The sequence below is a fragment of the Halorientalis brevis genome, assembly GCF_042678165.1.
GTDB classification, from domain to species: Archaea; Halobacteriota; Halobacteria; order Halobacteriales; family Haloarculaceae; genus Halorientalis; species Halorientalis brevis.
The window spans coordinates 157,341-177,359 of sequence record NZ_JBHUDJ010000014.1 but is presented as its reverse complement, the minus strand read 5'-3'; the positions used below and the strand labels follow the sequence as shown (position 1 = coordinate 177,359).

Sequence of the window (20,019 nt, the reverse complement as noted above, 5' to 3'; positions counted from 1 at the left end):
TCAAATTATCTAAACTGATAGCTGGAGTGAAATCAACATTTCGGAGCGGGAACGAAAACGGGGGTCGGACTGGATCGTTCGGCAGGTTAAAACGGATGAAACCCCAACGGGTGTCTAATGAGTCTCGAATCGGAGTCCCCCGAGTCGACGGTGACGGAACTCAGTCGCGAACTCGGCGCGGCGATCGCCGACCTTCCCGCGTACCAGACCTTCGCAGAAGCGAAAGAAGCAGTCGAGCAGAGCGAAGAAGCTCAGGAGAAGATCCAAGACTTCGAGCAGTTCCGCGAAGAGTTCATGCTCGCCCGCCAGACCGGAGAGGCGACCCAGGAGGACCTGCGCGAACTGCAGTCCAAACAGGAAGCGCTCCACGACATCCCGGTGATGTCGGAGTTCCTCCAGGCCCAGAACGAACTCGAACTCCGCCTGCAGGAGATCAACGAAGAGATCTCCGAGCCGCTGGTGATCGACTTCGGAGAGAAGGCCGGCGGCTGTTGTGAGGACTGAGACGGCGGCTCGGCGAGGGTATTAAACCCCCGTACGTTCTATCAGGCGAACAGAGTTAGTGATCCGATAGATGGCGCTCGCGTTCAACGTCTACACCGTCCCGCTGTTCGTCGCTGCAGCGATTTCGCTCGTCCTTTTGCTGGTGACGCTTCCGCAGCGCGGTCGTCCGGGCGCGTGGCCGATGATCGGATTCCTGGGCGCGATCGTCGTCTGGACCGTCTCTTACGGGCTGATGCTCGGCACCGGTTCGCCGGTACAGCGTCTCTTCTGGCACAACCTTCGGTTCGTCGGACCGACGCTGACGACGCTGGCGATCTTCGTCTTCGCCCTGGAGTACACTGGTCGGTCCGAACTCGTGACGACGCGGCACGTACTGCTGTTGGCGGTCGTGCCGATCCTGACGAATCTGCTCGTCTGGACGAACCAGTTCCACCACCTCGTTCGTGCGACGACCACCGTCGTCGAGCCCGCGGGCAACGTCGTCCGACTGGCGTTCACCTGGGGACCGTGGTACTATCTGCACGTGGTGTACTCCTACCTGCTGGCCATCGGGTCGATGGCGCTGTTCGTCGAGAAGTTCCTTCGGCTCGGTGAATCGACCACGGCCGTCAAGCAGGCGCGCACGATGTTCTACGCGACGATCGCACCGCTGTTCGGCAACCTCGTCTACCTGCTGGGTATCACGGAGGTCGATTTCGCGCCGTTCGGGTTCACTCTGAGCGCCGTCCTCATCGTCACGGCGATCGCGATCTACTCCTGACTGGGTGCGTAACGCTCTTTTCCCTGCCCGGACCACCTCGCGCTATGGCAATTCACAGCGACTGGGGCGACTGGCTTCCGACGGCCGTCGCCGACGCGAGTCCCGACGGCGTTGCGCTCTGGTATCTGGGCTGTAACGGGTTCGTCCTGAAGGCGAGCGACGGCACGACGCTCTTCGTCGATCCGTATCTCGGCACTGGCGACCCGCCGCGTACCGTTCGCATGATCCCGGTTCCGTTCGAACCGGGGGACGTCCAGGAGGCGGACGCCGTGTTCGCCACGCACGAACACTCCGATCACGTTCACGGGGCGAGTCAGGCACCGATACTCGCCGAAACCGGCGCCGACTACGTCGGGCCGGACGACTCCCTCGCGATCGCCGAGACCGAAGGCTGGACAGACGAGTGGGCCGTCGAGGACGACCAGTTCGCGGAAATCACGGAGGGCGACACCCTCGCGATCGGCTCGTTTACCGTTCACGTCGAACCGGCGAACGACCCCGACGCGACGCACCCGGTGTCGTACGTCTTCGAACACGACGCCGGCACCTTCTTCCACGGCGGCGACGCCAGGCCCGGCGCGCCGTTCGAGGCCATCGGTCGTGACTACGACATCGACCTCGGGGTCCTCGCGTACGGAACCGACGGGATGATCCCGGACAAGCAGACCCGGGAGCCGAAGTACACCAAGTGGTACAGCGACGAAAACGAGATCTGCGAAGCGGCCCGCCAGCTCCAACTCGACCGACTCCTCCCCACCCACTGGGACATGTGGAAAGGCCTCACCGCCGATCCGACTGCGCTCCACGACCACTGCCGAAGCTTCGAGTACCCGAACCGGCTGGAAATCGTCGAGATCGGCGACCGCGTCGACCTCTGACCCGGCGCTTCCGCCGATTCTCAGCGGTGCGTCGCCTTCTGTCGATTCTCTGGTCTGTCGCGGTTTCCGAGGAGTTGATTTCGTGTGGTGGGGGTTGCCGAAGAAAGAAAAACGGTACGTAGCTTTAATATCATTGGTAAACGGACTTGTAAGCATGAGCGAATCGGAGAGTTACGAGGAGGTCACCGTCGCCTCTAACGGGATCACCGTCATCAAGACGTTCGAGGCGGACGCCTTCCCGGTCCCGGCGATCGCATTCCGCATCAAGTCGGACCGAACCGAGGCGGTGACGGTCCGAATCGTCGACGACGTGCCAGAAAACGTGGCCGTCGAAGACCTCGGCTTCCATCCCGAGTACGGAAGCGAGTTCTGGACCATCGAAGACGACGTGATTACCTTCGAGCGAGAGATCGAATCGGAAGAACAGTACACGACCGTGTACGGGATTCGCGCCACCGGGACGGACAACGTCGAGCAGTTCCTCACCGAACCGGACGTCGCTGACGTGGATCCGCCGCTGGAGGACGAAGACGGCGTCGTGGGTGGGAGCGGGAGCGACGTCGTTCGCGACGTCATCTCTGGCAACACTGATTCTGTCCCGGGGTTAGACGACGAGGAGACCGACGAAGACATCGGTACTCTCGATCTGACTGATCCGAACGCCGAAGAACAGAACGGGGAAGCTGATACTAACGGGGAAGTCGAGGAAGACGACGAAGAGGAGGCCGAGTCCGACGCCGAAGCGGATACGGACGACGAAGACGAAACGGACGAGGCAGACGCCGAGACAGCGGAGACCGAAGACGACAGTGCCGAGCAGTCCACGGCAGCGACGAACGGCTCCGCCCCAGCCGTCGAGAGCGTCGCGTCGGCGCTCGCGACGGAGATTCGCAACGGCGAGGTGTCCGACGACGACCTCGACGTCCTCCGGGACGAACTGGATCTGGACGGCGCCAGTGAGAACGGGGCCGAAGACGCGCGGATCCAGAAGCTTCAGACCGACGTTGCCGACCTGGAAGCGTACACGGACGCGCTCGAAGAGTTCCTCGAAGAGAACGGGACCGGCGCTGACCTCATCGACGACGTCCAGTCGGGGCTCGACGACGTCCAGTCGAAGCTCGACGGGCTCGAATCGGACATCAGCGACAACTCCGAGCAGGTCGATTCGCTCGACGACAGCGTCGGGGGCATTCGAGACGACCTCCAGTCGCTGAAAGGCGACATCAAGGACCTCGACGACGACCTCGAGGACGTCCAGGAGACGATGACCGATCTGGAAGACGATATGGCGGACGTCGACGACGTGGCGTCCCAGGTCGACGAACTCGACAGCGAAATCGAGGAGCTCAAAGAGTGGCGCGAACAGCTCAGTAACGTGCTCGGTGCGACGGACGGGTAAGACACCAGACGCATCGGAAACCGGACCCGTTTTACTTCCTGCTCGTTTGCGTACCCATAATGACCACTGTGCGCGTCGCCGTGCCGCGGAAAGGGCGCCCACTCGAGGCCGTCCTCGAACGGCTCGCCAGCGCCACCGGCACGGCCGACCTCGCCGACGAGATCATCTCGACGCTCCAGTACGAGAAAGCCATCACCAAGGGGAAACAGACGGCGACGGCCGACGTGTACGACCGCCTCGCCGACTACAGCGACATCGACGAACGCGGCGCACCCGAGTACAGTCTGCTCCGCGACGACCGGCAGGGCATGCCCCGTCGGATCGTCTTCGACAGCGTCACCATCCCCGTTGGAGACATCGACATCCAGTTGATCGGCCGTGAAGAGCCGTTTCGGGCCCTCCGCAAGCACGAATTCGCGCTCGGCTTCGACAGCGCCGATCTCGTCCTCGAAGAGGTCGTCGGACTCCAGCCGGAGCCGCTGACGTCTCTGGCGGACGTCAACGAGCGGATCGACCCGCTGGACACCGACGTGCGCGTCGTCTCGGGCCTCGGTGACACCGTCTGGCACACGTTGCTGGCCACGCCGGAGACGACCGATCAACTCGACGAGGACCTCACACGCTCGTTCATCGAGGCCTACGACGGAACGCTCTGCATCTCACCGCGGTACGAGCGGTTGGTCGAGGCAGTTCTCGGCACGCGTGCGATCGAAGACGTCTCGTTCACGTACCCCGATCCCGGCACGACCGAAGAAGCAGCGATCGCCGAGACGGGGATCGGCGTTTATCTGACCGTCACTGGCTCGACGGCACACGATCACGGCCTGGAACTCGGCGAACAGTTGTTCCCGAGTGAGACCGTCCTCCTGGAAAATACGGCGGAGGGAAGCGACGCCGTCGAGGAAGCGACGGACGTCATCGTCGGCGCTGATCTGGAGACCCAGCTGGCGTCGTCCTGAGCGGGGCGTTTTTTTGTGACGTTACCGAACTGTTCGGACGATGGGAGAGAACCATCCCTCGGGGGAGCCGCCGGGGCCACGCCAGTGGCCGGTGGTGGGGAACACCCTGCAGTTCGCACGTGCGCCGTTCGCGTTTCGCGAGTACTGTGCAGCGACGTACGGTGACGTCGTGGCACTCGAAATCGCGGGCGACCAGAGCTACATGGTGACAGACCCCGGCGCCGTTCGCCAGGTACTGGTCACCAAGCACGACTCGTTTCGGAAGGGCGACGAACTCCAGCGGCGGTTGTCCAGCCTCCTCGGCGACGGGTTGTTGCTCAGTGAAGGCGCGTTCTGGCAACGCCAGCGGCAGTTGATACAGCCGATGTTCTATCGGGAGCGTCTGGCGACGTACACGGACATGATTACGGGGTACGCCGATCGGCTCACTGACGACTGGGCGGACGGGGATCGCCGTGACGTTCAGTCGGACATGGTCGACGTGACGCTCCAGGTGCTCGCGAAGGCCCTGTTCGACGAAGACATTCACGGCGAGCGGTCGGTCATCGGCGAGGCGGCGGACGTCATCGTCGACAAGTTCGACCTCGCACGAGTGTCGACGTATCTGCCCGAGTGGACGCCCACGCCGACGAACGTGCGATATCGACGGGCGATTGCGGAGTTGGAGTCGCTCATCGCAGAGATGATTACCGCGCGGCGTAACGCCGACCAGCCGCCCGACGATCTGCTCACTCGTCTCATCGAGGCAGGAGACGACGACGAGCGAGCGATGTCGGACGAGACGCTCCGCGACGAGGTGATGACGTTCCTGCTCGCTGGTCACGAGACGACGGCCCTCGTGTTGACGTATTCGCTCTATCTGCTCGGAACGAACCCGGCGACCCAGCGTCGGGTACAGGCGGAACTCGACGCCGAACTCGCTGGCACGCACCCGACGATGGCCGACCTCCCAGACCTGGCGTACACGGAGCGCGTCATCAGGGAGTCGATGCGTCTGTATCCTCCGATCCACACGTTGCTTCGGGAACCGACCGAGCCTGTGGAGATTGGTGGGTACAGGATTCCAGCGGGGGCACTCGTCTCGACGCCGCAGTGGGTCGTCCACCACGACGCGCGCTGGTACGACGATCCCTGGCAGTTCGACCCGGACCGGTGGCATGACTCGAAACACCCGGATCGGCCGGAGTTCGCGTACTTCCCTTTCGGGGGAGGCCCGCGGCGCTGTATCGGAGAACAGTTCGCGACGATCGAAGCCCAACTGGTACTCGCGACCATCCTCCAGGAGTTCACCGTCGAGGTCCCGAACGATGACCTCTCACTCGCCGCCTCGCTCACGACGCGCCCACGAAGCCCCATCGAGGCCATCGTTCACGAGCGATAGTCGCTTTCACTTTTCGCTGCCTGGAGGGTCAGCAAAGATTACTACTGGCTCCTGTAGTCCGAGCGCTCTGATCGTGACAATACTCCTAACGTTGCTACTGTCACCCTCGGCCGACCTGGGCCACACCTCCGGCGAGTTGCGAACGACAGAAATCGTTCACGAGAAGTGGACATGACGATGTAATTATTACATTGTAATTATATAATCTAATCATGACAGATGGTATGTCTCGACGGCAGATGGTCCGTTCTACCGTTACCACGGTTACTGCGGGCATCGCTGGAGGGGTGGCGGGCTGTACGGGGCTCCTCGAATCAGATGGCGACGGGTCGGACGGGGCGGACGGAACAACCACATCCCACACCAGAAACGGTGCATCGTCGGACGGATCTTCGATCCCGCTCGAATACACTCGGTGGCTCTACGCCCCGACGACGAGCGGTCGCGATGCATACTATCCGTTCCTGTTTTCTCACGATACCGCTCTCCAGGCGAATAAGCAACGTTTGGGCGAGACCTACCAGCGGTTCGCAGGCAGAGAGATTTCGTTCCCCTTGCTCGACATGGATCTCTCCTACAATAGCGTGGATGCTACACTCAGTTTCCCCAGCGTTGGCAGGTACTTTGAAGGGTCGTTTGCCCCAGGAGAGGTTCGAAGCGAACTTGAGGAGTTGCGGTACGAGCGTATCGGCGAGAAGGCCGAATTCACTGTGTACCGAGACGATGTCGGAAAGGAGATTGCAATTACGGACGGTGCAGCCGCCGCTGCACGAACGGAGGGAATCGTCACCGCCATTATCGAAGCGGGAACGGGGGGCGGCAAACAGTACGTGGACGCCAACTCGGATCTGTCAACGCTCACCGAGACACTCGGGACGGCGACGCTCGTATTCGGCCAGACACAGCCGATGGTCCAGGGAACCAATGTTAACGACGGACAGTTCGCGGGCGTCGTCGCTACCGGGGCGACTCTCGACCTCTTCGCGGACGGGGTCGAGATGCAGTTCGTCTTCGTTTTCGAGGACGGGGACGCCGTTGAACGTAACGCCGTCGAAAGCTGGGCCGAGCAAACCGACCAGACCGACGCACTCGATGACAGGTCTGTTTCCCGGACTGGCCGGACTGTCGTCATCACCGGAACCGGAAAGGCGGAAGACACGAGTCTTGGTGTCTGAGTCGCTCACCGGTCCCGCTGTAGTGGGGGAGTGGACGGCGCGCTCGTCAGTAGGGACGACCTCAAACGGCAGTCAGAACGGTGAGAGATTCTATATCTCGTGAACGTTTTCACCGGCATTCGCAACGACACTTCTCCAATTCGATATAGCGATATATGATTTATCTGTTCGGCACCAGACGGCCAGTTTAATAAATTTACTACTATATGGGTAAATAATTACCAGAAAAACGGACTCAAACTCCCAGAATCACCGATGTGGGCGATCGACGACCGAGAACCCATCATCTTTTCTGGTGAACCAACTGGCTCACCGACAACACTGTAGGAAGGTGTGTCCAGAAAGCCTGTCTGAGGGATTCATCGGGGTTCCCAGCGTCGTCACCCCACGATACGAACCGGACCAGAGACCACTTGCAGTGGTGCCCAGAGCGCACGAGTATGGCATATATCGGTTTTCGCAGCTGGCATCGGATTCTGCTGAGATACTTGCGCTGAGACAGTGGGCTGCCAGAGCCACCCCTGAAGATGAGGCTGAATGGCCTGTTACGGACTCTCTCAACTCTTTGCCACCTCGACCCCGTCACTGAGTCTCTGCAGTGGCTATGACCCTCTATTCCGACGCCTTTCTCCAACCCAGATTTGAGTCGACGTGAATACGTGACCTGACGTGAGGACCGTATAGCTGCAAACAGTTGGTCGCGGTGAGGTATCTCTCCGTGCTCCAGTGGTGGGGAGAGGCCACGATCCTGAAGCCTCTGTTCATCAACTGGGGAGCTATTCGATGAACCGTCTTGGTAGCTGCGCTGCGTCGATTGCTATCCGGGTTTCGTCTCTGACGACAGCCCCCATCGCGGGCTTCGAGGGCTCGTCGACAGAGTGGAGTGAACCGAACTGCCATCCCTACAGCCCCCTCCCCTCCGTTGAGCGCTCTCTCACAGGTGCAATTGCCTTCCGTCCGGCCTCTGTCGCTGAAAACGACCACTCTGAACTGCACTGATTCTGTCGGACGGCTCAAACCGCTGTGATCGAAGCAAGACTGCGAACGTGACTCAAGAGACCCACTGACTTCTCAATTCTGCCAGATCTATCTAAGGTAGCAACGTCGCTTCTATCGACTCTGTGTGGCTGTGAGATCGTTGGACCCCTTCAGAGGGGGAATCTTACAGTGCATGCGGAATTCAGTGTGTGCGAGAAAAACCAGAGATGTCGCTAGCCCATCGTCAGCGTGATCCCCTACCGAGAGGGTCAGTGAATTCGTGTCCCATTCAGGCCCGTTACAGCCACTCTCGAATCTATCTATGCTGTCTGCACGGCATCCCAGGTAGACGAGGCGAAACTCAAAGACGATCCTCGGGACCTTCTCGAAGCGGGAGTGCCGATACAGACGCCCACATCCACCGTGAATAACCCTGAAATAGGACAGTCACCTGGGAGAAACGCACTCTACCATCATCCTAATCGAATCGTGAGGCTGAGTGATACGACTCCAATATGATTTTTGCGTCCTCAAGTTTCCCGTCGGGGCTCTCTGTTCACGGAACGGTTCGTCAACAGTCCATCAGTGTTCTTCCCGACGCACCTTTCGGGGTCTTCGTTAGCTGTGGCTTCTCCTGGAACGGCAGACGATGGTTTTCTCTCTTCTGCTCTGCGTCGGGGGTTCAATCTCCAATGGTGAATCAACTAATCTGTTCCATGGATAGCGCGTGTCGTCGCGGTCGGCCAGAACGTTGTGGGGTCTACTTCTCTCCAGAGTTTTGTTTTCGCTGAGACTGTGACTCGATCGTCCCCTGATGGCAAGCGGTTTCGATCGCTTTAGCAACGTGTCGATCTCGACTGTGATCTCGTTGCAATTGGCCGGTCTTTGCGAGCCCTGTTTCTGGGCTCGAACCCTTGGGGTCAGGCCCGAAAAAAGCCGTTCCAAGCAGAGGGGGCATTCACCAGTGATCGATAGCCTAGTCTATCTCACTCCCGAATCATATTTACATTTGTATCGAACAGAACTCCGTTGCCGGGTCTAGTAATCTGAATATGTATGTCTGGACTGCCGATATAGGGCATCAGCAACACAAATAAGATAGTTTATTTTGACTTGTGGACTCATGGCTTGGTAGACTGAGGGGATGGCCCCGTTTCTGGGGTGGTCGTGCTCGATGCTGGTTGCCAGGCGAGATCACCGAGTCTCGCACCGACGACAGTAGCCGATACCTCGCTCTGGACGGCTGCCTTTGCCGCGGTGGTGACCGCGACGTTCTCCGAAAACGGCCCGTACTCTCTGACGCCGGCCAGGTCGTCGTGGTCGATCAACACGCGATAGCGTGCGATTTGACGAGTCACGTGTTCGCGCACCTCCGCAACGTCAGGTAGATCGCGGCCAGTTCATCCTTCCGCATCCGGTAGCCAGGAGTGATGTCTCCCGGATTGTAGCCCGAGAGATGCAGCGAACGACGTATCAACTCGGCGCGACCGATAAAGCCGGTCACGTAGTCGATTCGCTGCTCAAGCGGCCAATCGTCGAAATTCATCGGCCACTCGCTGCCCGGCTTCGAACCTGTAAACCGCTCTTCGCTATATCCTCTGGTCACGCTGTGGCCTCCTGATAGCGTGTCTCACCGCAACCGTTGCACTGAATGACGTCGTCACCAACGAGGTCCGACGTGTCCGGGTCTGGCGAGTGGCGCGTTTTCCGGCCGCAATTGTCGCAGAAAGCGTGAATCGTCACGCTGTGCCCACCTCCGACAAGTCGCGCTGGTCGTCGGCGAGATTGCGGCCCTCGTCGGGCTGAATCTCGTTGTAGTCGCCGGCCCACTCGCCCAGCTTCTCGCGGACGGCGTCGACGCGCTCGGTCAGCGTCTCGATGTCCGGCGCGGAGACCTTGCACTTCTGCGTGTCGTCACCACGCTTCAGCTTCACCGTGTAGTTGAAAGCGTCGTCAGACATGGCCTCCCTCCGAGAAGGCTTCATCACTGAGCGCCTGTAGCTGGTCGACGAGCCAGTCCGCAGGACCGGGACACTCGCGCTTCAGCCGGAATGGGTCGTAGTCTGCGAGCGGCCGCCCACCGGGCGAGAACAGTACGTAGAGCGTTTGCGGGCTTTTGAACCCGGCCATCTTCAGCCGCGGGTGATCTTCCGGTTGCACACGGACGGCGAGCGCATCGTAGGCCGTCGCGCCGTCGGGATCGCTGACCTTCCCGGACGCGACCGGGAACTCGTCGGCGACGAGCTCGAAAAACTCAGCCTGGCCGCCGTCGGTGACGATCTCCTCGCCACGGTCGATGTCCGGGCCGTCGTCGTTGACGTTCCAGCCGTTCTGAAACACGACTTCGCCGCCACTGGCCTTTTCGGCGTCCGCGACGGTCTGGTACGTGGATCGCACCGGTTTGTTCGTCTGCTCGTCCTCCTCGAAGGCTTCGCGCCGCCACTCGATGACGATGGTTCCGCTCGGGAACTGTGCGCCGACAGCCGTCACGGTCTCCTCGTTGGCCTCGTCACGAGACCGGTCGGGATCGCGCCGGATGTAGAGCGGTCGAAGTGACTCGATACCGCTCATGGATCATCACCGCCGTCGTTACCCTTTTCCTCGCCGCTGCCATCGTCGCTCGTGGGGGCCTGCGCTGCACTGGACATGTTAGGCGGCTCCCGCGTCACGTTCCACACTGCTGTTCTCGTCCTTACATAGCACCGCGTCCGGTTCATCGAATGGCGAGTCTAACGCCTGGCGAATTAGGTGACGGACGTACTCAGAATACTGCATGTCGTGTTTTTGGGCCTCTGCTTGGATCTCTTCGTCCATCTCCATTGGCATCGAAATGGACACCGACAGGCTTCTCTGTGCCATTGCATTAGCAATCAATTAACCACGAGCAAATATATTTTACGCAACCTAGTGTGTTTGCTTGCAACCGATCCAGTTGCTATCCACAGGAATATTGTCCCTTGGTTAATTAATTAACAACATGAGATACTCCGGGGACTGGATGGTATTGCTGGATGATCGAATATTGGAACATCTGCATGGGACCGAGACAAGTACACCCAAGGAAATCTCAGAAAAAGATTACATAGTCCGAAGCCGACAACAGGTTTCTAACCGCCTGAATAAACTTTCTGAACACGGGTTAGTCAAAGACTTAGGAAATGGTGTTTATCGAATTACAGAGCGAGGTGAGGGGTATCTACGGGGTGAAATAAATACTTCAGAGGATGCACCGGATGAGGTGAATAATCACGCGAGCAACGGCGGTCCAACGGTGGGGGACAATCAGGAGCAAGCGTAGAGTATGCAGGCCATTCGACAGAGAAAGTCGGCTGAATGGATGGTGCAACTTGACGAACGAATCTTAGAAAAAATCGCCTCTGAGGGTTGGTCTACGCCCACTATTATGGAAAAGTCAATCGAATTCTCTGCGACAAAAGGCCATATTCGGAACCGGTGTAAACGACTTCAGTACGCCGGCCTCATCGCGCCGATACACGGCGAGATGTACGAACTCACCGGCGAGGGACGGCGGTATCTTAACGGCGATCTCAACGCGCGGCACCTCCCCTACCCGAACGCTGCTGCCGTGTTCAAAAGATGGTCGTTTCCGCCGGGATGGAATCCTGGTCCTCGTCGTCTGAGGTTGTAGCTACGTTCTATTCCTGCTCTCGATAGGCTGCTGCCACTTCGACTACAGCCACGTCGTCATCGAGATTGCTGGGCGGATCGGCCCATCCAGCATCCGTGTTGTCGACGACGAGCGCGAGATCGCCAGGGTTCAGCGTTTCTGATTGCTGGTCCCCCGTCGATTCTTTTGAATTCATGAGGACGCGGAACCGGTTTCCGCTTTCGAACTGATTGAACTCGTTTCGGGTGGTCACGAAAACGTCAATATCGGGGCCTTGACGAACTGTGAACTGATATGCCACCTTTGCCTGACTGTCCGGTGAGAACGCGTAGACCTGGTATTCATCCTCGTGAACTCGGATTTTCTCGTTGGCTATCTGGACAGCCTCTGGCGTTGGTTCAGGGGTTGGTTCGGGTGTTGGTTCCTCTGTCGGAACCTCTTGGACGATCTCCTCGGCCTGCTCGATACCACTCTCTGTTTCTGTTGCGGTAGCCGTCTGAGTCTGAGTCTGGGTCGGCTGCTGGGTCTTAGTGTTCTGATTGTTGTTCTGGTTGTTGTTCGCTCCGCCCGTGTTGATTTCGACACAGCCAGCCACAGAAGCGATGCCCAATCCCGCAAGCAGTTTGCGCCGTCTCATACACGCACGAAATGCAATGGGGCGAACAAAACAGTTCGTATATCCTTACAGCCAGTCTACTTTTCGCGCTCACACACTGTCGAAGTGGTCGTATTTCTGTTCTGTCGTCGCCAGTCTGGAATGGCGTAGCCGGTTCCTGACATTGTAGAGTGTGTAGCCATCGTAGATGTGGAGCATCCGGTATGCAACGCTGTGGCGGAGCGTGTGGGCCGTCACGTCGTTGCTCTCACCGCGACCGGTGAAGGTGTGCGGTCGCACCTCTGCCCGATCTGCGAGCCGCTTCACGATGTCGTTTATTCCCTTGCCTGTCAGTCGGTCGGACTTCCGCGACGGGAACAACGCCGGGCTGTCGTCGTCACGAGTCGAGAGATACGACCGGAGCGTTCGCGCCGTTCGCAGGTCGCCCTCTTGGTCGATCTCGATGGTCACCGGACTGGGACTGTTCTCGTTCGGGTAGTCTTTCTGGATGTGTCCAGGCAGTCGTAGCTGCTCGTCGTCGAGGTCGAGCATGTCGCGGTTGACCTGGGACAGCTCCTTGCGCCGAAGGCCGGTGTCGTAGAGCAGAGTCACGATCGCGTCGTCGCGCTGACCGTGCCGACCCTCGTGGGCGGCATCGCGCATCTGCTCAATCTGCTTCGGCTTGAGAAAGTGAATGTTCGTTTTCTCGTTTCGGGGGGTGTGCGAGGTGGTTCCCATATAAAGACATACGGGTTCCAGGCATTCGAATGTTTGGGTCTACCTATGAGAAACGAACATTCAAATTTTCCAAACTACAGACCACTCTGATCATCGGTAGTGGATTAATTCGCCGCCAATCACTTCTCATTGGGATTCTGCATGCTCGTTTAGAAGGTTCAGCGCGGCGCGTCGGTTCTTTTTTAATTCGTAGAATGATGTCTCAATCAAACTAAACCATTTATTTCTGGCGGTGGATGCTTGTTGCTTTGCAGCGTGACGGTCTTCTTCGATTTCCCGGTATTGCCGACTTGCTATATGAAAAGCTTCTATATGACTTTGTAATTTTTCAACGGAGCCGTAAAATTGAATCACTGCTGAAGCTTCCTCATCTGTAAGCAATCCCAATTTGTGGCTGCTATTTTCATACACATCCTTTGAAAACGATCCCTTTTTAGGTAAATTACGAGGACCAAGTTCAAAGTCCTCCACGTGATTCATTGTCTCAATCTCGGAGATTAGTGAACTCCGTAATGAAACCATTTCTGAGTGTTCTTGACGGGTTTCCTTCCGTCTTTGAACCAAGTAGTTTCCTAGAGATCCAATAATTCCGCCAATAATCCCTGAACTAAGAGTGGCTACTTCCGTAGAGATTGTAATTTGCATATTTGGGAAATAACCGGTTGTAAGATATGATTTTTGAATATCACTCGAGGCGGCCTCTGTATCAAAAACGCACACGAACTTAAAGACAAAAGCGGGGTCAATTACGCGCAGTCTGTGCGGGAACGACAGTAAGTGAGCAGGGTACCCGCAAGTTTGTAGAGGTGTCCGGAAATAGGAGATAGCGGAAATGACGGATAATTCAGATGAGTTAGAAGATTTTGATTCAATGAGCTTTGATGATGCCCTGGATGCCCTGGATAAAGCCATCGTCAAGATGAGCCGGCGTATCTGGAATGGCGAGTTTGACGAGGAAACAGAACAGCGGAGAATCGACCGTCTAAACGCATTAGCAAATGCTGTAGATGCTCGCCGACGAGCATCTGAAGAAACGCCTGATGTGACTCTGGCGGAGTTACTAAGCGAAGAGCAAGATTCTGCCAACGAATAACGTTGGACTGTTTGTGTCCGACTCTGTCCCGAGACCCGGACACTCGATTCACGTCATGACGCCAGCCAGCCACACCTTCCAGATGTGGTCCAACGGCGTCCAGACGCCGAACACATGGCTCACAGCGTCGTCGGCAGCGATGTAGAGCCCCAGCAGCGTCAGGACCGCGCCGGCTTTGTCGTAGGGGTCCCACACCAACGCGAAGCCGAACAGCATGACGCCAACGCCGATGTAGAGATGGTGCGGGAGGAAGATGCCCCCGTCCGGCACCGCCTCGGCTGGGAACCTCACGATTCGCCCCCCGCGTCGACCTCCTCGATCTCTTCGGCCGGAGCTGTCGGAACCTTGTTGAACACCCACCGGCCGAAGCCCTGCATCTGTCGTAGCCCGTACTCTGTCGGAACGGTCATGCCTGCGAGCAGGCAAAGGACCGTCCACGAGACCGCCGTGATCGTTGCTTGATCGAGTCCGAATGGTGTCATGCCTTGGCCTCCCGTTTCGCTTCGCGTGCTGTCTTGAGGGCTGTGCTGGCCGTCTCGCGTGCCTCCTTGTCCGTGCCGACCTTGCGGGCGTTCTGAACGCTCACGCCCAATACAGCGAGGTCGAGCGCGACCAAGACACCGACGCCCGAAACAAATGTCGCGGTCTCGATCATGCCGAGGCACCTCCTGCCTCCGCGATCTCCGAAGGACCGCCGGCTGAGATGAACAGAAACAGCACCAGCGCCGCGCCAACGGTCATGAACGGGTGTTCTATCAACGGGTTCATCCAGGCCGGCGTGCCTGCCTTCGCAGCGTCGGTTGCCACGTCGCCGCCCAAGTCGATCGCCTCGTCAGCGAACCCGCCGTCCGGCCGATCATCGAACTGGCGAGGGATCGAACCAACGACCTGGTACACAGGTCCCTGGCTGGTCTCCTCCGGGGGGGCGGTCAGGATTCCATCGTCCGTATGATCGCTTACGTCGGCCTGCTCGCCCGGTGACTGTCCGGGGAGGTACGTATCGAGATCAGCGAACCCGCCGCCCGGCGTATCGTCGAACTGCCGTTGTGCGGATCGAGACAGACCCTCAGCGAAGTTATCGTATGCGTCCGCTGCGCCATCGAGCAGGCCGCCCATCAGCGACCCCTCCCGATTGCGACTGCTGCGACCGCGGCCAGTGCGATCGCCGCGAACATCATGGTCTGCTGGTTCTGCTGCTGTTGGGCGGCCTCGTTGACGGCCTGGTCGGCGCTCCCGGTCTGGTAGAAAATCCGGGAGAGAGTCGTTTCCGGCTGCTGGGTCGGCTGTGCGCCGTCCGGGGTGGACTGATAGTCCTCGTCGGTCGGGTCGAGCGTGATGTCTCCGAGCGGGTTGATGTCGAGACTCCCGTCATCGTCCACGACCGTCTCCGAGCCGGCGACCTCGCCGTCTTCCGTCACGGCCGAGTCTGGGGGAGCCGTCACGTCCCCGTCCTCGACCTGCCAGTTGAACGGGTTTTGCACGCCAGTCGGAACGTGCTGGGGAGTCTCGTCGCCGCTATCCGTGCTGTCGCCGCTGCTTCCTCCGCCGCTGCCGGAACCGCTGTCAGACCCGCCGAGATTCAGCGGGTCGGGACCGTCCCAGATAGCGCCGTCATCGTCGGAGGCGAGCCATCCCCCCATCAGGCACCCCCTCCTGCTGCGAAGTATGCAACAGCCGCCGCGGCTGCTCCAACGGCCAGCATCTCCGTCTGTCCCATGCTCGGGATCGTGCCGGCCGCCTGTCCGATCACGGCCTGGCCGTTGGTCCCGGGCGTGGTGGCCTGCTCGGTCGTGGTGACCTGCTCGGTTGCGGATTCGAGCTTCGACTCCACCTTATCGGCCGTCGTGTTCTCGCCACTGTCTCCGATGCCGGTGTCATTGCTCGCGAACTGATCGGTCAGCGCCTGCCGGGTGTCCGACGAGATCAGACCGGCCTCGACGGCCTCGCCGGCTGCAACGTCGGCCTCGACCTCGTCGCCCGACCATTCTTCTGTGGCCTCATGCGCCGCCAGGTTGCTTGAGACACTGCCATCCTCGTTGATGGTCGTGTGGTCGTTTTCCCACGCGTACTCTTCCATCGCCGTTATCTCGCCGTCTCCGTCCGTGTCTGCCTCTGGAATGTACTCCATTAGTTGCTCCTCCTGGCCGCGATCACGACGCCGATAGCGACCGCCGCCGCGATCATATGCGTCTGATTGATTGCCGGTGCCTCCTGCTGCTGATTGCTCGTCTGGCCGCCCGATGCGGGCTGCTGCTGAGTGGGCGTCTGGCCGCTCGTGCGGCCGTCTGGGGTCGAGTCGGGAGACTGACTGCCGCCGCCTGACGAGCGGGCCTGCTCCTGTTGTTCAAGCTGCCGAAGCGCCTCCTGGAGCGCCTCGAAACTGTCGAATTGAGACGGGTTTTTGATCCGTGCATCCTCTCGGATTTCTTGAATGCTGGACCAGCGTCCACCAGTTTCCTTTGAGACAGTGCTCCAGCCGCTATCAATCATCAGATGCCCGCCGGGCTTGTCAACCCAAAACAGGAGTTCACTCGCCGAGTGGTCCTGAATCCAACTGACCTTGTCACCAGGGGGATAGGGCGGCTCCCAGCCGAAACCAGAGTTGACCGGCATGTTAGAACGTCACCCGTGGAATCATCGGATTTTGAACTTTCAGATACGGCCATTCGCCGGCGCTCAGGCCGGTAACATACCCGTTTAGGTCCATTGAGATGGTTTCCCCTGCGTCGATAGTTCCAGACCTGTCCGATTGGTCGGACATAAACACGGTGTAATTGCCACTTTCGTTTTGATTGTAGAGGTCCCAACTTTCGACGTAAATTGGAGGGTGATTAACCCTATCCCCAACCATCCAAACTTCCGGAGTGCCCGCATTGTCGAGGGTTTCAGTTGGCGGTGTGTGGTGCGCGTTCGCACTGCTGGCGTGGTCGTTCAACTCGGTTTGCGTCGCCGGGTCGAACCCGAGTTTCGCCAGCGTCACCGCTGCGTCAGCAAGCTGCGTTGAGCTGACCGCGCCGGCCGCGATCTTCGCCTGTGTGACGGCGTCGTCCGTCAGGCCGGACGTGCGGATCGGGAAGGCGTGGTGACTGTCCTCGGCCACGTCGACTAGCGCGGTGTGCGACTCGACGCCCGTGGGGTGCCATTGCCCGTCAGTCCCGAAGATGTAGTATTCGCCCTCGTTCGTGCCGTCTCCGTCCGGGTCTGCTGAGGGATCATACCACAGTTCCGTTTCGTCGGGGTCCGCCGGGGCCGACGTTTGCACGTAGTCAGGCCCCGAGGAGCCGCCGCCGGTGAAGTTCGCCGTCATCGCTCGAACACCACCGTAACCGTGTCTCCTGCGTTCGGGGTCTGCACCCAGATCGCGTTTGTATCGGCCACGGCAGCCGAGAACGCCTGGCCCTCGCCAGTCAGCGGCACTTCCTGGGCGTCGGAGTCGCCCACCCACACGATGCCCGAATTGCTCGGATAGTAGATGATCGACACGTCGACGCCGTCGGGGACGCTGTTGCTCGGTAGTTGCTCAGCCGCTGTGCCGCTCGTGCTGTACGCGAAGGTCGGTAGGGCGTCCTTGTTCGCGCCCTGCTCACGGACGGATTCTAGCCGTTCGTCCGTCGCCGCATGAGCTTCGTTGCCGTCCTTGTCGAGTGCCTCTTTGATGGCCTCGATCTCGGTAGTTGTCTCCGTTGGCATCGCTCACTCCTCCCAGCCCACGAGTTGCGTGTGATACGTCCGTGGGTTGCTGCTCAGGTTTTTGATGATGAGCTTCACGTCGTTGTTCGCCCGCTTCGCCGGCCGCCACATCCCGGCCATATCGTCCACGTCGGTCGGCGGGAGCGCCGCCGGCCCATACACTGTGTTTCCGTCGAGTTCAACCCGATAGGACGAGTCTTTGAACTTCGACATGGCCGGCGTCACGATGCGCAGCGTCGTGCTCGACTGCTTCGGCGTGACGGTGATCGTGGCTTTCTGGCCGGGATCGAGGGCGACCGTCTCCGGCTCGCATAGCGCCAGCGCGTCGGGTGGCACCTCAGGCATCGTCAGGCGTCCCCCCGAGAATCTTCTCGTGCTCGTCCTCGATCTCCCGCTTGTCCATGTCCTCGACATCTACCTCAGTTCCGTGCATCGCTCACCTCCAAGTACAGCAGCACGGACCAGGCGAGCAGCTGCACCATTGCCGCGACGACGAGCACGTCCTCACGGGTCCAGCCGCTCTGGTCAAAGAACGAATCGAGGTGACTGTTCACCGTCTTCCCGCCGGTCTGCCCGACGTTGACGGACGAGTCCACACCGCTGGGGGCCTGCTGGGCCGGACTCCCCGACCCCGTCGGCACCGTCATGGTGTGGTACTGTCCGCCGCCAGGGTCATCATAGAGTCCTCCCATGATCACCCTCCTACACCATGTCCAGCCGGTTCTTCACGACGGTTTCCAGCGGGTCCAGTTCGTTGTTCTTCCGGTGGATCGGCACCGAGATGAGCGCGTTGCGCGGCTTCGCGTCACCCGTTCCCGACCACTTGACCGGGTACGGCGCGTCGATGTAGATTTCGAGCCGCCAGTCGGTCGGGATCGCGCCGCCGAAGGGGTCCGAGAACTCGAAGGTCAGCGGGTCCCGCGATTGGTCCCGCAGGTTGACCATCCCGGCGTCCCGCTCGTCGAGGTCGGCATAGTAGTTGCTCGGGGCGGTCTTGCGGATTTCCAGCCGGGCCTGGGCGTCTGTCATGTACCAGATGTCGACAGAGGCGTCTGCGTCCGTGTTCGCCAGGTCCACGGTGTTGGCCGCGTAGTCGACGGTCACGTCTGCCGTGGCGTCTGCACCGCCCTCGAAGACCACCACGTCCTCGGACACGCCGTCGGCGTCGATGACGTTGTGATCGAGGTTGATCGTCTCGGTGTCACCCGCCGCGCCGTCGGTTGTGTAGGACTGATACGCCGGGATGTTCACGTCGTACCGGGCATTCTCGCGGACGACAACCGGCCGAATGGCCTTCCGTGTAGCAACGCGTGAGCGGTTGCCCGTCTCGTTGGCCGACAGGTCGAAGTCCGATTGGGTCAGCGGTCGATTCTTCCCCGGCATCTGCTGCATCGCCTGAAAGACGGATTCAGCGTCTGCCACGGTCTACACCTCCTGAACTGCGTTCTCGCTGATGGTGACGCGACTGCCCACCTGCGACCAGTCCATCTGCGCCGAGGATTGGATCGACACGTACAGGGTGTCGATGTCCTCGACGACGAGTTGCCGGCCCTTGAGGATGTGCTTGATAGCGTCGATGTACTCCTCGTTCTGCTGGTCCTTGAGGTCCAGCGTCAGGTAGTCGCGGATGTGCCGGTACGGCTCGGTGACCGTCTGCCGGTCATCGTCGTTGGGTGCCTCGAACTGAAGCGCGACCTTCGTGTCCTGGGGGAGCGGGTCGCCGTTGGAGTCGTAGAAGCCACCGAAGATGGGGATACCCGGCTCGTTGCCACGTGCCACGTTCGGCGAAATCAGCCACGTGAGGCCGTCCTCGGGCTGAAGTTCGAGGATGGGCGTCATCTCACCCGGCGTGTTCTGCATCTGCGTTGCCTCGTCGCTGATGTTGGAAAGCTGGCGTCCCATGTTCAGCTCCCCCCTGCGTTGGCCGCGGCCTGGTTGATCGACTCCTTGACCCCGACTCGCTGCGCGAAGGCGTCGAGCGTGTAGAGCGCGCCGCCAGTCGCCAGTTGTCGGTTGAAGCTGCCGCCGTAGGCGTAGCCGACCGCGGCCACACCGACGCCGTAGGCTTCGTTCGGCACGTCGACGGGAAGCATCCCATCGAGCGCACCCTGTGCGACTGCCGACCCCATGTACGCCCCGCCGACCGCGGCGGTCTGCATCCAGAGTTCTTCGTCTGCCAGTGCGTCGAAACTGTCATCCAATCCTGTATCTGCCATCGCAGGCAGTCATAGCGAAGACCCC

Annotated in this window: 29 protein-coding genes; 8 read left to right on the top strand and 21 right to left on the bottom strand. The window is 59.8% G+C overall.

Translation table 11 applies throughout. The features are described from left to right. The first annotated feature begins 117 nt into the window (after nucleotides 1–117). From ACFR9U_RS17320 to ACFR9U_RS17290, 7 genes are all read left to right on the top strand, one after another. Complete coding sequence (locus tag ACFR9U_RS17320; protein ID WP_247378397.1) at nucleotides 118–504, top strand: YlbF/YmcA family competence regulator; 387 nt, start codon at nucleotides 118–120, stop codon at nucleotides 502–504. Between the two features lie 70 nt (nucleotides 505–574). After that, complete coding sequence (locus ACFR9U_RS17315; protein ID WP_247378396.1) at nucleotides 575–1,264, top strand: histidine kinase N-terminal 7TM domain-containing protein; 690 nt, start codon at nucleotides 575–577, stop codon at nucleotides 1,262–1,264. A gap of 44 nt (nucleotides 1,265–1,308) precedes the next feature. Continuing rightward, on the top strand, nucleotides 1,309–2,142 hold the full coding sequence (locus tag ACFR9U_RS17310; RefSeq protein WP_247378395.1) for an MBL fold metallo-hydrolase: 834 nt from the start codon (nucleotides 1,309–1,311) through the stop codon (nucleotides 2,140–2,142). Between the two features lie 154 nt (nucleotides 2,143–2,296). Beyond that, nucleotides 2,297–3,541 carry an ELKS/Rab6-interacting/CAST family protein gene (locus ACFR9U_RS17305; RefSeq protein ID WP_247378394.1) on the top strand — a complete coding sequence of 415 codons (1,245 nt, stop codon included), beginning with the start codon at nucleotides 2,297–2,299 and terminating at the stop codon, nucleotides 3,539–3,541. 59 nt (nucleotides 3,542–3,600) lie between these two features. After that, nucleotides 3,601–4,500: a hypothetical protein gene (locus tag ACFR9U_RS17300; protein WP_247378393.1), complete on the top strand. Its 900-nt coding sequence runs from the start codon at nucleotides 3,601–3,603 to the stop codon at nucleotides 4,498–4,500. Nucleotides 4,501–4,540: 40 nt separating this feature from the next. Continuing rightward, complete coding sequence (locus ACFR9U_RS17295) at nucleotides 4,541–5,881, top strand: cytochrome P450 (protein ID WP_247378392.1); 1,341 nt, start codon at nucleotides 4,541–4,543, stop codon at nucleotides 5,879–5,881. Between the two features lie 212 nt (nucleotides 5,882–6,093). Next, nucleotides 6,094–7,056: a hypothetical protein gene (locus ACFR9U_RS17290; protein WP_247378391.1), complete on the top strand. Its 963-nt coding sequence runs from the start codon at nucleotides 6,094–6,096 to the stop codon at nucleotides 7,054–7,056. Nucleotides 7,057–9,155: 2,099 nt separating this feature from the next. Here ACFR9U_RS17290 and ACFR9U_RS17285 read toward each other — a convergent pair. The 7 genes from ACFR9U_RS17285 to ACFR9U_RS17255 form a co-directional block, all read right to left on the bottom strand. Beyond that, nucleotides 9,156–9,392, bottom strand: coding sequence for a hypothetical protein (locus tag ACFR9U_RS17285; RefSeq protein WP_247378390.1), 237 nt, complete (start codon nucleotides 9,390–9,392; stop codon nucleotides 9,156–9,158). Next, nucleotides 9,389–9,580, bottom strand: coding sequence for a hypothetical protein (locus ACFR9U_RS17280; protein WP_247378389.1), 192 nt, complete (start codon nucleotides 9,578–9,580; stop codon nucleotides 9,389–9,391). Before ACFR9U_RS17280 ends, ACFR9U_RS17285 begins: the two co-directional genes overlap by 4 nt. 193 nt (nucleotides 9,581–9,773) lie before the next feature. Beyond that, on the bottom strand, nucleotides 9,774–9,995 hold the full coding sequence (locus ACFR9U_RS17275; RefSeq protein WP_247378388.1) for a hypothetical protein: 222 nt from the start codon (nucleotides 9,993–9,995) through the stop codon (nucleotides 9,774–9,776). Next, on the bottom strand, nucleotides 9,988–10,605 hold the full coding sequence (locus ACFR9U_RS17270) for a hypothetical protein (RefSeq protein WP_247378387.1): 618 nt from the start codon (nucleotides 10,603–10,605) through the stop codon (nucleotides 9,988–9,990). The genes ACFR9U_RS17275 and ACFR9U_RS17270 overlap by 8 nt, the downstream gene beginning before the upstream one ends. Before the next feature lie 1,085 nt (nucleotides 10,606–11,690). Beyond that, entirely contained in the window at nucleotides 11,691–12,299 is a 609-nt protein-coding gene (locus tag ACFR9U_RS17265) for a hypothetical protein (protein ID WP_247378385.1), read from the bottom strand. A gap of 69 nt (nucleotides 12,300–12,368) precedes the next feature. Continuing rightward, nucleotides 12,369–12,995, bottom strand: coding sequence for a tyrosine-type recombinase/integrase (locus tag ACFR9U_RS17260; RefSeq protein WP_247378384.1), 627 nt, complete (start codon nucleotides 12,993–12,995; stop codon nucleotides 12,369–12,371). A gap of 126 nt (nucleotides 12,996–13,121) precedes the next feature. Further along, nucleotides 13,122–13,640, bottom strand: a complete 519-nt coding sequence (locus tag ACFR9U_RS17255; protein ID WP_247378383.1) for a hypothetical protein — start codon at nucleotides 13,638–13,640, stop codon at nucleotides 13,122–13,124. A gap of 187 nt (nucleotides 13,641–13,827) precedes the next feature. On the opposite strand from ACFR9U_RS17255, the gene ACFR9U_RS17250 reads away from it, so the two are divergent. Beyond that, complete coding sequence (locus ACFR9U_RS17250) at nucleotides 13,828–14,088, top strand: hypothetical protein (protein ID WP_247378382.1); 261 nt, start codon at nucleotides 13,828–13,830, stop codon at nucleotides 14,086–14,088. Nucleotides 14,089–14,136: 48 nt separating this feature from the next. Here the strand turns inward: ACFR9U_RS17250 and ACFR9U_RS17245 are convergent, their stop codons facing one another. From ACFR9U_RS17245 to ACFR9U_RS17180, 14 genes are all read right to left on the bottom strand, one after another. Continuing rightward, on the bottom strand, nucleotides 14,137–14,379 hold the full coding sequence (locus ACFR9U_RS17245) for a hypothetical protein (protein ID WP_247378381.1): 243 nt from the start codon (nucleotides 14,377–14,379) through the stop codon (nucleotides 14,137–14,139). Next, nucleotides 14,376–14,570 (bottom strand): hypothetical protein, encoded by a 195-nt coding sequence (locus ACFR9U_RS17240; protein ID WP_247378380.1) that lies wholly within the window; start codon nucleotides 14,568–14,570, stop codon nucleotides 14,376–14,378. The genes ACFR9U_RS17245 and ACFR9U_RS17240 overlap by 4 nt, the downstream gene beginning before the upstream one ends. Next, on the bottom strand, nucleotides 14,567–14,743 hold the full coding sequence (locus ACFR9U_RS17235) for a hypothetical protein (protein WP_247378379.1): 177 nt from the start codon (nucleotides 14,741–14,743) through the stop codon (nucleotides 14,567–14,569). Before ACFR9U_RS17235 ends, ACFR9U_RS17240 begins: the two co-directional genes overlap by 4 nt. Then, nucleotides 14,740–15,204 (bottom strand): hypothetical protein, encoded by a 465-nt coding sequence (locus ACFR9U_RS17230; protein WP_247378378.1) that lies wholly within the window; start codon nucleotides 15,202–15,204, stop codon nucleotides 14,740–14,742. The genes ACFR9U_RS17235 and ACFR9U_RS17230 overlap by 4 nt, the downstream gene beginning before the upstream one ends. Next, nucleotides 15,204–15,728, bottom strand: coding sequence for a hypothetical protein (locus ACFR9U_RS17225; protein WP_247378377.1), 525 nt, complete (start codon nucleotides 15,726–15,728; stop codon nucleotides 15,204–15,206). Before ACFR9U_RS17225 ends, ACFR9U_RS17230 begins: the two co-directional genes overlap by 1 nt. Continuing rightward, entirely contained in the window at nucleotides 15,728–16,216 is a 489-nt protein-coding gene (locus ACFR9U_RS17220) for a hypothetical protein (RefSeq protein WP_247378376.1), read from the bottom strand. The genes ACFR9U_RS17225 and ACFR9U_RS17220 overlap by 1 nt, the downstream gene beginning before the upstream one ends. Further along, on the bottom strand, nucleotides 16,216–16,701 hold the full coding sequence (locus ACFR9U_RS17215) for a hypothetical protein (protein WP_247378375.1): 486 nt from the start codon (nucleotides 16,699–16,701) through the stop codon (nucleotides 16,216–16,218). The genes ACFR9U_RS17220 and ACFR9U_RS17215 overlap by 1 nt, the downstream gene beginning before the upstream one ends. A 1-nt stretch (nucleotide 16,702) precedes the next feature. Continuing rightward, the gene (locus tag ACFR9U_RS17210) at nucleotides 16,703–17,395 is read right to left on the bottom strand and encodes a hypothetical protein (RefSeq protein WP_247378374.1); all 693 of its coding nucleotides are present in this window, start codon (nucleotides 17,393–17,395) and stop codon (nucleotides 16,703–16,705) included. Then, nucleotides 17,392–17,778 carry a hypothetical protein gene (locus ACFR9U_RS17205; protein ID WP_247378373.1) on the bottom strand — a complete coding sequence of 129 codons (387 nt, stop codon included), beginning with the start codon at nucleotides 17,776–17,778 and terminating at the stop codon, nucleotides 17,392–17,394. The genes ACFR9U_RS17210 and ACFR9U_RS17205 overlap by 4 nt, the downstream gene beginning before the upstream one ends. Nucleotides 17,779–17,781: 3 nt before the next feature. Next, nucleotides 17,782–18,123 carry a hypothetical protein gene (locus ACFR9U_RS17200; protein ID WP_247378372.1) on the bottom strand — a complete coding sequence of 114 codons (342 nt, stop codon included), beginning with the start codon at nucleotides 18,121–18,123 and terminating at the stop codon, nucleotides 17,782–17,784. A gap of 74 nt (nucleotides 18,124–18,197) precedes the next feature. Further along, on the bottom strand, nucleotides 18,198–18,470 hold the full coding sequence (locus ACFR9U_RS17195; RefSeq protein ID WP_247378371.1) for a hypothetical protein: 273 nt from the start codon (nucleotides 18,468–18,470) through the stop codon (nucleotides 18,198–18,200). 10 nt (nucleotides 18,471–18,480) lie between these two features. Beyond that, entirely contained in the window at nucleotides 18,481–19,200 is a 720-nt protein-coding gene (locus tag ACFR9U_RS17190) for a hypothetical protein (RefSeq protein WP_247378370.1), read from the bottom strand. 3 nt (nucleotides 19,201–19,203) lie between these two features. Next, on the bottom strand, nucleotides 19,204–19,680 hold the full coding sequence (locus tag ACFR9U_RS17185) for a hypothetical protein (RefSeq protein WP_247378369.1): 477 nt from the start codon (nucleotides 19,678–19,680) through the stop codon (nucleotides 19,204–19,206). Nucleotides 19,681–19,682: 2 nt separating this feature from the next. Next, on the bottom strand, nucleotides 19,683–19,994 hold the full coding sequence (locus ACFR9U_RS17180; protein WP_247378368.1) for a hypothetical protein: 312 nt from the start codon (nucleotides 19,992–19,994) through the stop codon (nucleotides 19,683–19,685). Between the last annotated feature and the right edge of the window lie 25 nt (nucleotides 19,995–20,019).

What these genes read in the sequence shown, in the direction of transcription:
- ACFR9U_RS17320 (WP_247378397.1), top strand. Translation starts at nt 118, where the DNA reads ATGAGTCTCGAATCGGAGTCCCCCGAGTCGACGGTGACGGAACTCAGT.
- ACFR9U_RS17315 (WP_247378396.1), top strand. Translation starts at nt 575, where the DNA reads ATGGCGCTCGCGTTCAACGTCTACACCGTCCCGCTGTTCGTCGCTGCA.
- ACFR9U_RS17310 (WP_247378395.1), top strand. Translation starts at nt 1,309, where the DNA reads ATGGCAATTCACAGCGACTGGGGCGACTGGCTTCCGACGGCCGTCGCC.
- ACFR9U_RS17305 (WP_247378394.1), top strand. Translation starts at nt 2,297, where the DNA reads ATGAGCGAATCGGAGAGTTACGAGGAGGTCACCGTCGCCTCTAACGGG.
- ACFR9U_RS17300 (WP_247378393.1), top strand. Translation starts at nt 3,601, where the DNA reads ATGACCACTGTGCGCGTCGCCGTGCCGCGGAAAGGGCGCCCACTCGAG.
- ACFR9U_RS17295 (WP_247378392.1), top strand. Translation starts at nt 4,541, where the DNA reads ATGGGAGAGAACCATCCCTCGGGGGAGCCGCCGGGGCCACGCCAGTGG.
- ACFR9U_RS17290 (WP_247378391.1), top strand. Translation starts at nt 6,094, where the DNA reads ATGACAGATGGTATGTCTCGACGGCAGATGGTCCGTTCTACCGTTACC.
- ACFR9U_RS17280 (WP_247378389.1), bottom strand. Translation starts at nt 9,580, where the DNA reads ATGAATTTCGACGATTGGCCGCTTGAGCAGCGAATCGACTACGTGACC.
- ACFR9U_RS17275 (WP_247378388.1), bottom strand. Translation starts at nt 9,995, where the DNA reads ATGTCTGACGACGCTTTCAACTACACGGTGAAGCTGAAGCGTGGTGAC.
- ACFR9U_RS17270 (WP_247378387.1), bottom strand. Translation starts at nt 10,605, where the DNA reads ATGAGCGGTATCGAGTCACTTCGACCGCTCTACATCCGGCGCGATCCC.
- ACFR9U_RS17265 (WP_247378385.1), bottom strand. Translation starts at nt 12,299, where the DNA reads ATGAGACGGCGCAAACTGCTTGCGGGATTGGGCATCGCTTCTGTGGCT.
- ACFR9U_RS17260 (WP_247378384.1), bottom strand. Translation starts at nt 12,995, where the DNA reads ATGGGAACCACCTCGCACACCCCCCGAAACGAGAAAACGAACATTCAC.
- ACFR9U_RS17255 (WP_247378383.1), bottom strand. Translation starts at nt 13,640, where the DNA reads ATGCAAATTACAATCTCTACGGAAGTAGCCACTCTTAGTTCAGGGATT.
- ACFR9U_RS17250 (WP_247378382.1), top strand. Translation starts at nt 13,828, where the DNA reads ATGACGGATAATTCAGATGAGTTAGAAGATTTTGATTCAATGAGCTTT.
- ACFR9U_RS17240 (WP_247378380.1), bottom strand. Translation starts at nt 14,570, where the DNA reads ATGACACCATTCGGACTCGATCAAGCAACGATCACGGCGGTCTCGTGG.
- ACFR9U_RS17235 (WP_247378379.1), bottom strand. Translation starts at nt 14,743, where the DNA reads ATGATCGAGACCGCGACATTTGTTTCGGGCGTCGGTGTCTTGGTCGCG.
- ACFR9U_RS17230 (WP_247378378.1), bottom strand. Translation starts at nt 15,204, where the DNA reads ATGGGCGGCCTGCTCGATGGCGCAGCGGACGCATACGATAACTTCGCT.
- ACFR9U_RS17225 (WP_247378377.1), bottom strand. Translation starts at nt 15,728, where the DNA reads ATGGGGGGATGGCTCGCCTCCGACGATGACGGCGCTATCTGGGACGGT.
- ACFR9U_RS17220 (WP_247378376.1), bottom strand. Translation starts at nt 16,216, where the DNA reads ATGGAGTACATTCCAGAGGCAGACACGGACGGAGACGGCGAGATAACG.
- ACFR9U_RS17215 (WP_247378375.1), bottom strand. Translation starts at nt 16,701, where the DNA reads ATGCCGGTCAACTCTGGTTTCGGCTGGGAGCCGCCCTATCCCCCTGGT.
- ACFR9U_RS17210 (WP_247378374.1), bottom strand. Translation starts at nt 17,395, where the DNA reads ATGACGGCGAACTTCACCGGCGGCGGCTCCTCGGGGCCTGACTACGTG.
- ACFR9U_RS17205 (WP_247378373.1), bottom strand. Translation starts at nt 17,778, where the DNA reads ATGCCAACGGAGACAACTACCGAGATCGAGGCCATCAAAGAGGCACTC.
- ACFR9U_RS17200 (WP_247378372.1), bottom strand. Translation starts at nt 18,123, where the DNA reads ATGCCTGAGGTGCCACCCGACGCGCTGGCGCTATGCGAGCCGGAGACG.
- ACFR9U_RS17195 (WP_247378371.1), bottom strand. Translation starts at nt 18,470, where the DNA reads ATGGGAGGACTCTATGATGACCCTGGCGGCGGACAGTACCACACCATG.
- ACFR9U_RS17185 (WP_247378369.1), bottom strand. Translation starts at nt 19,680, where the DNA reads ATGGGACGCCAGCTTTCCAACATCAGCGACGAGGCAACGCAGATGCAG.
- ACFR9U_RS17180 (WP_247378368.1), bottom strand. Translation starts at nt 19,994, where the DNA reads ATGGCAGATACAGGATTGGATGACAGTTTCGACGCACTGGCAGACGAA.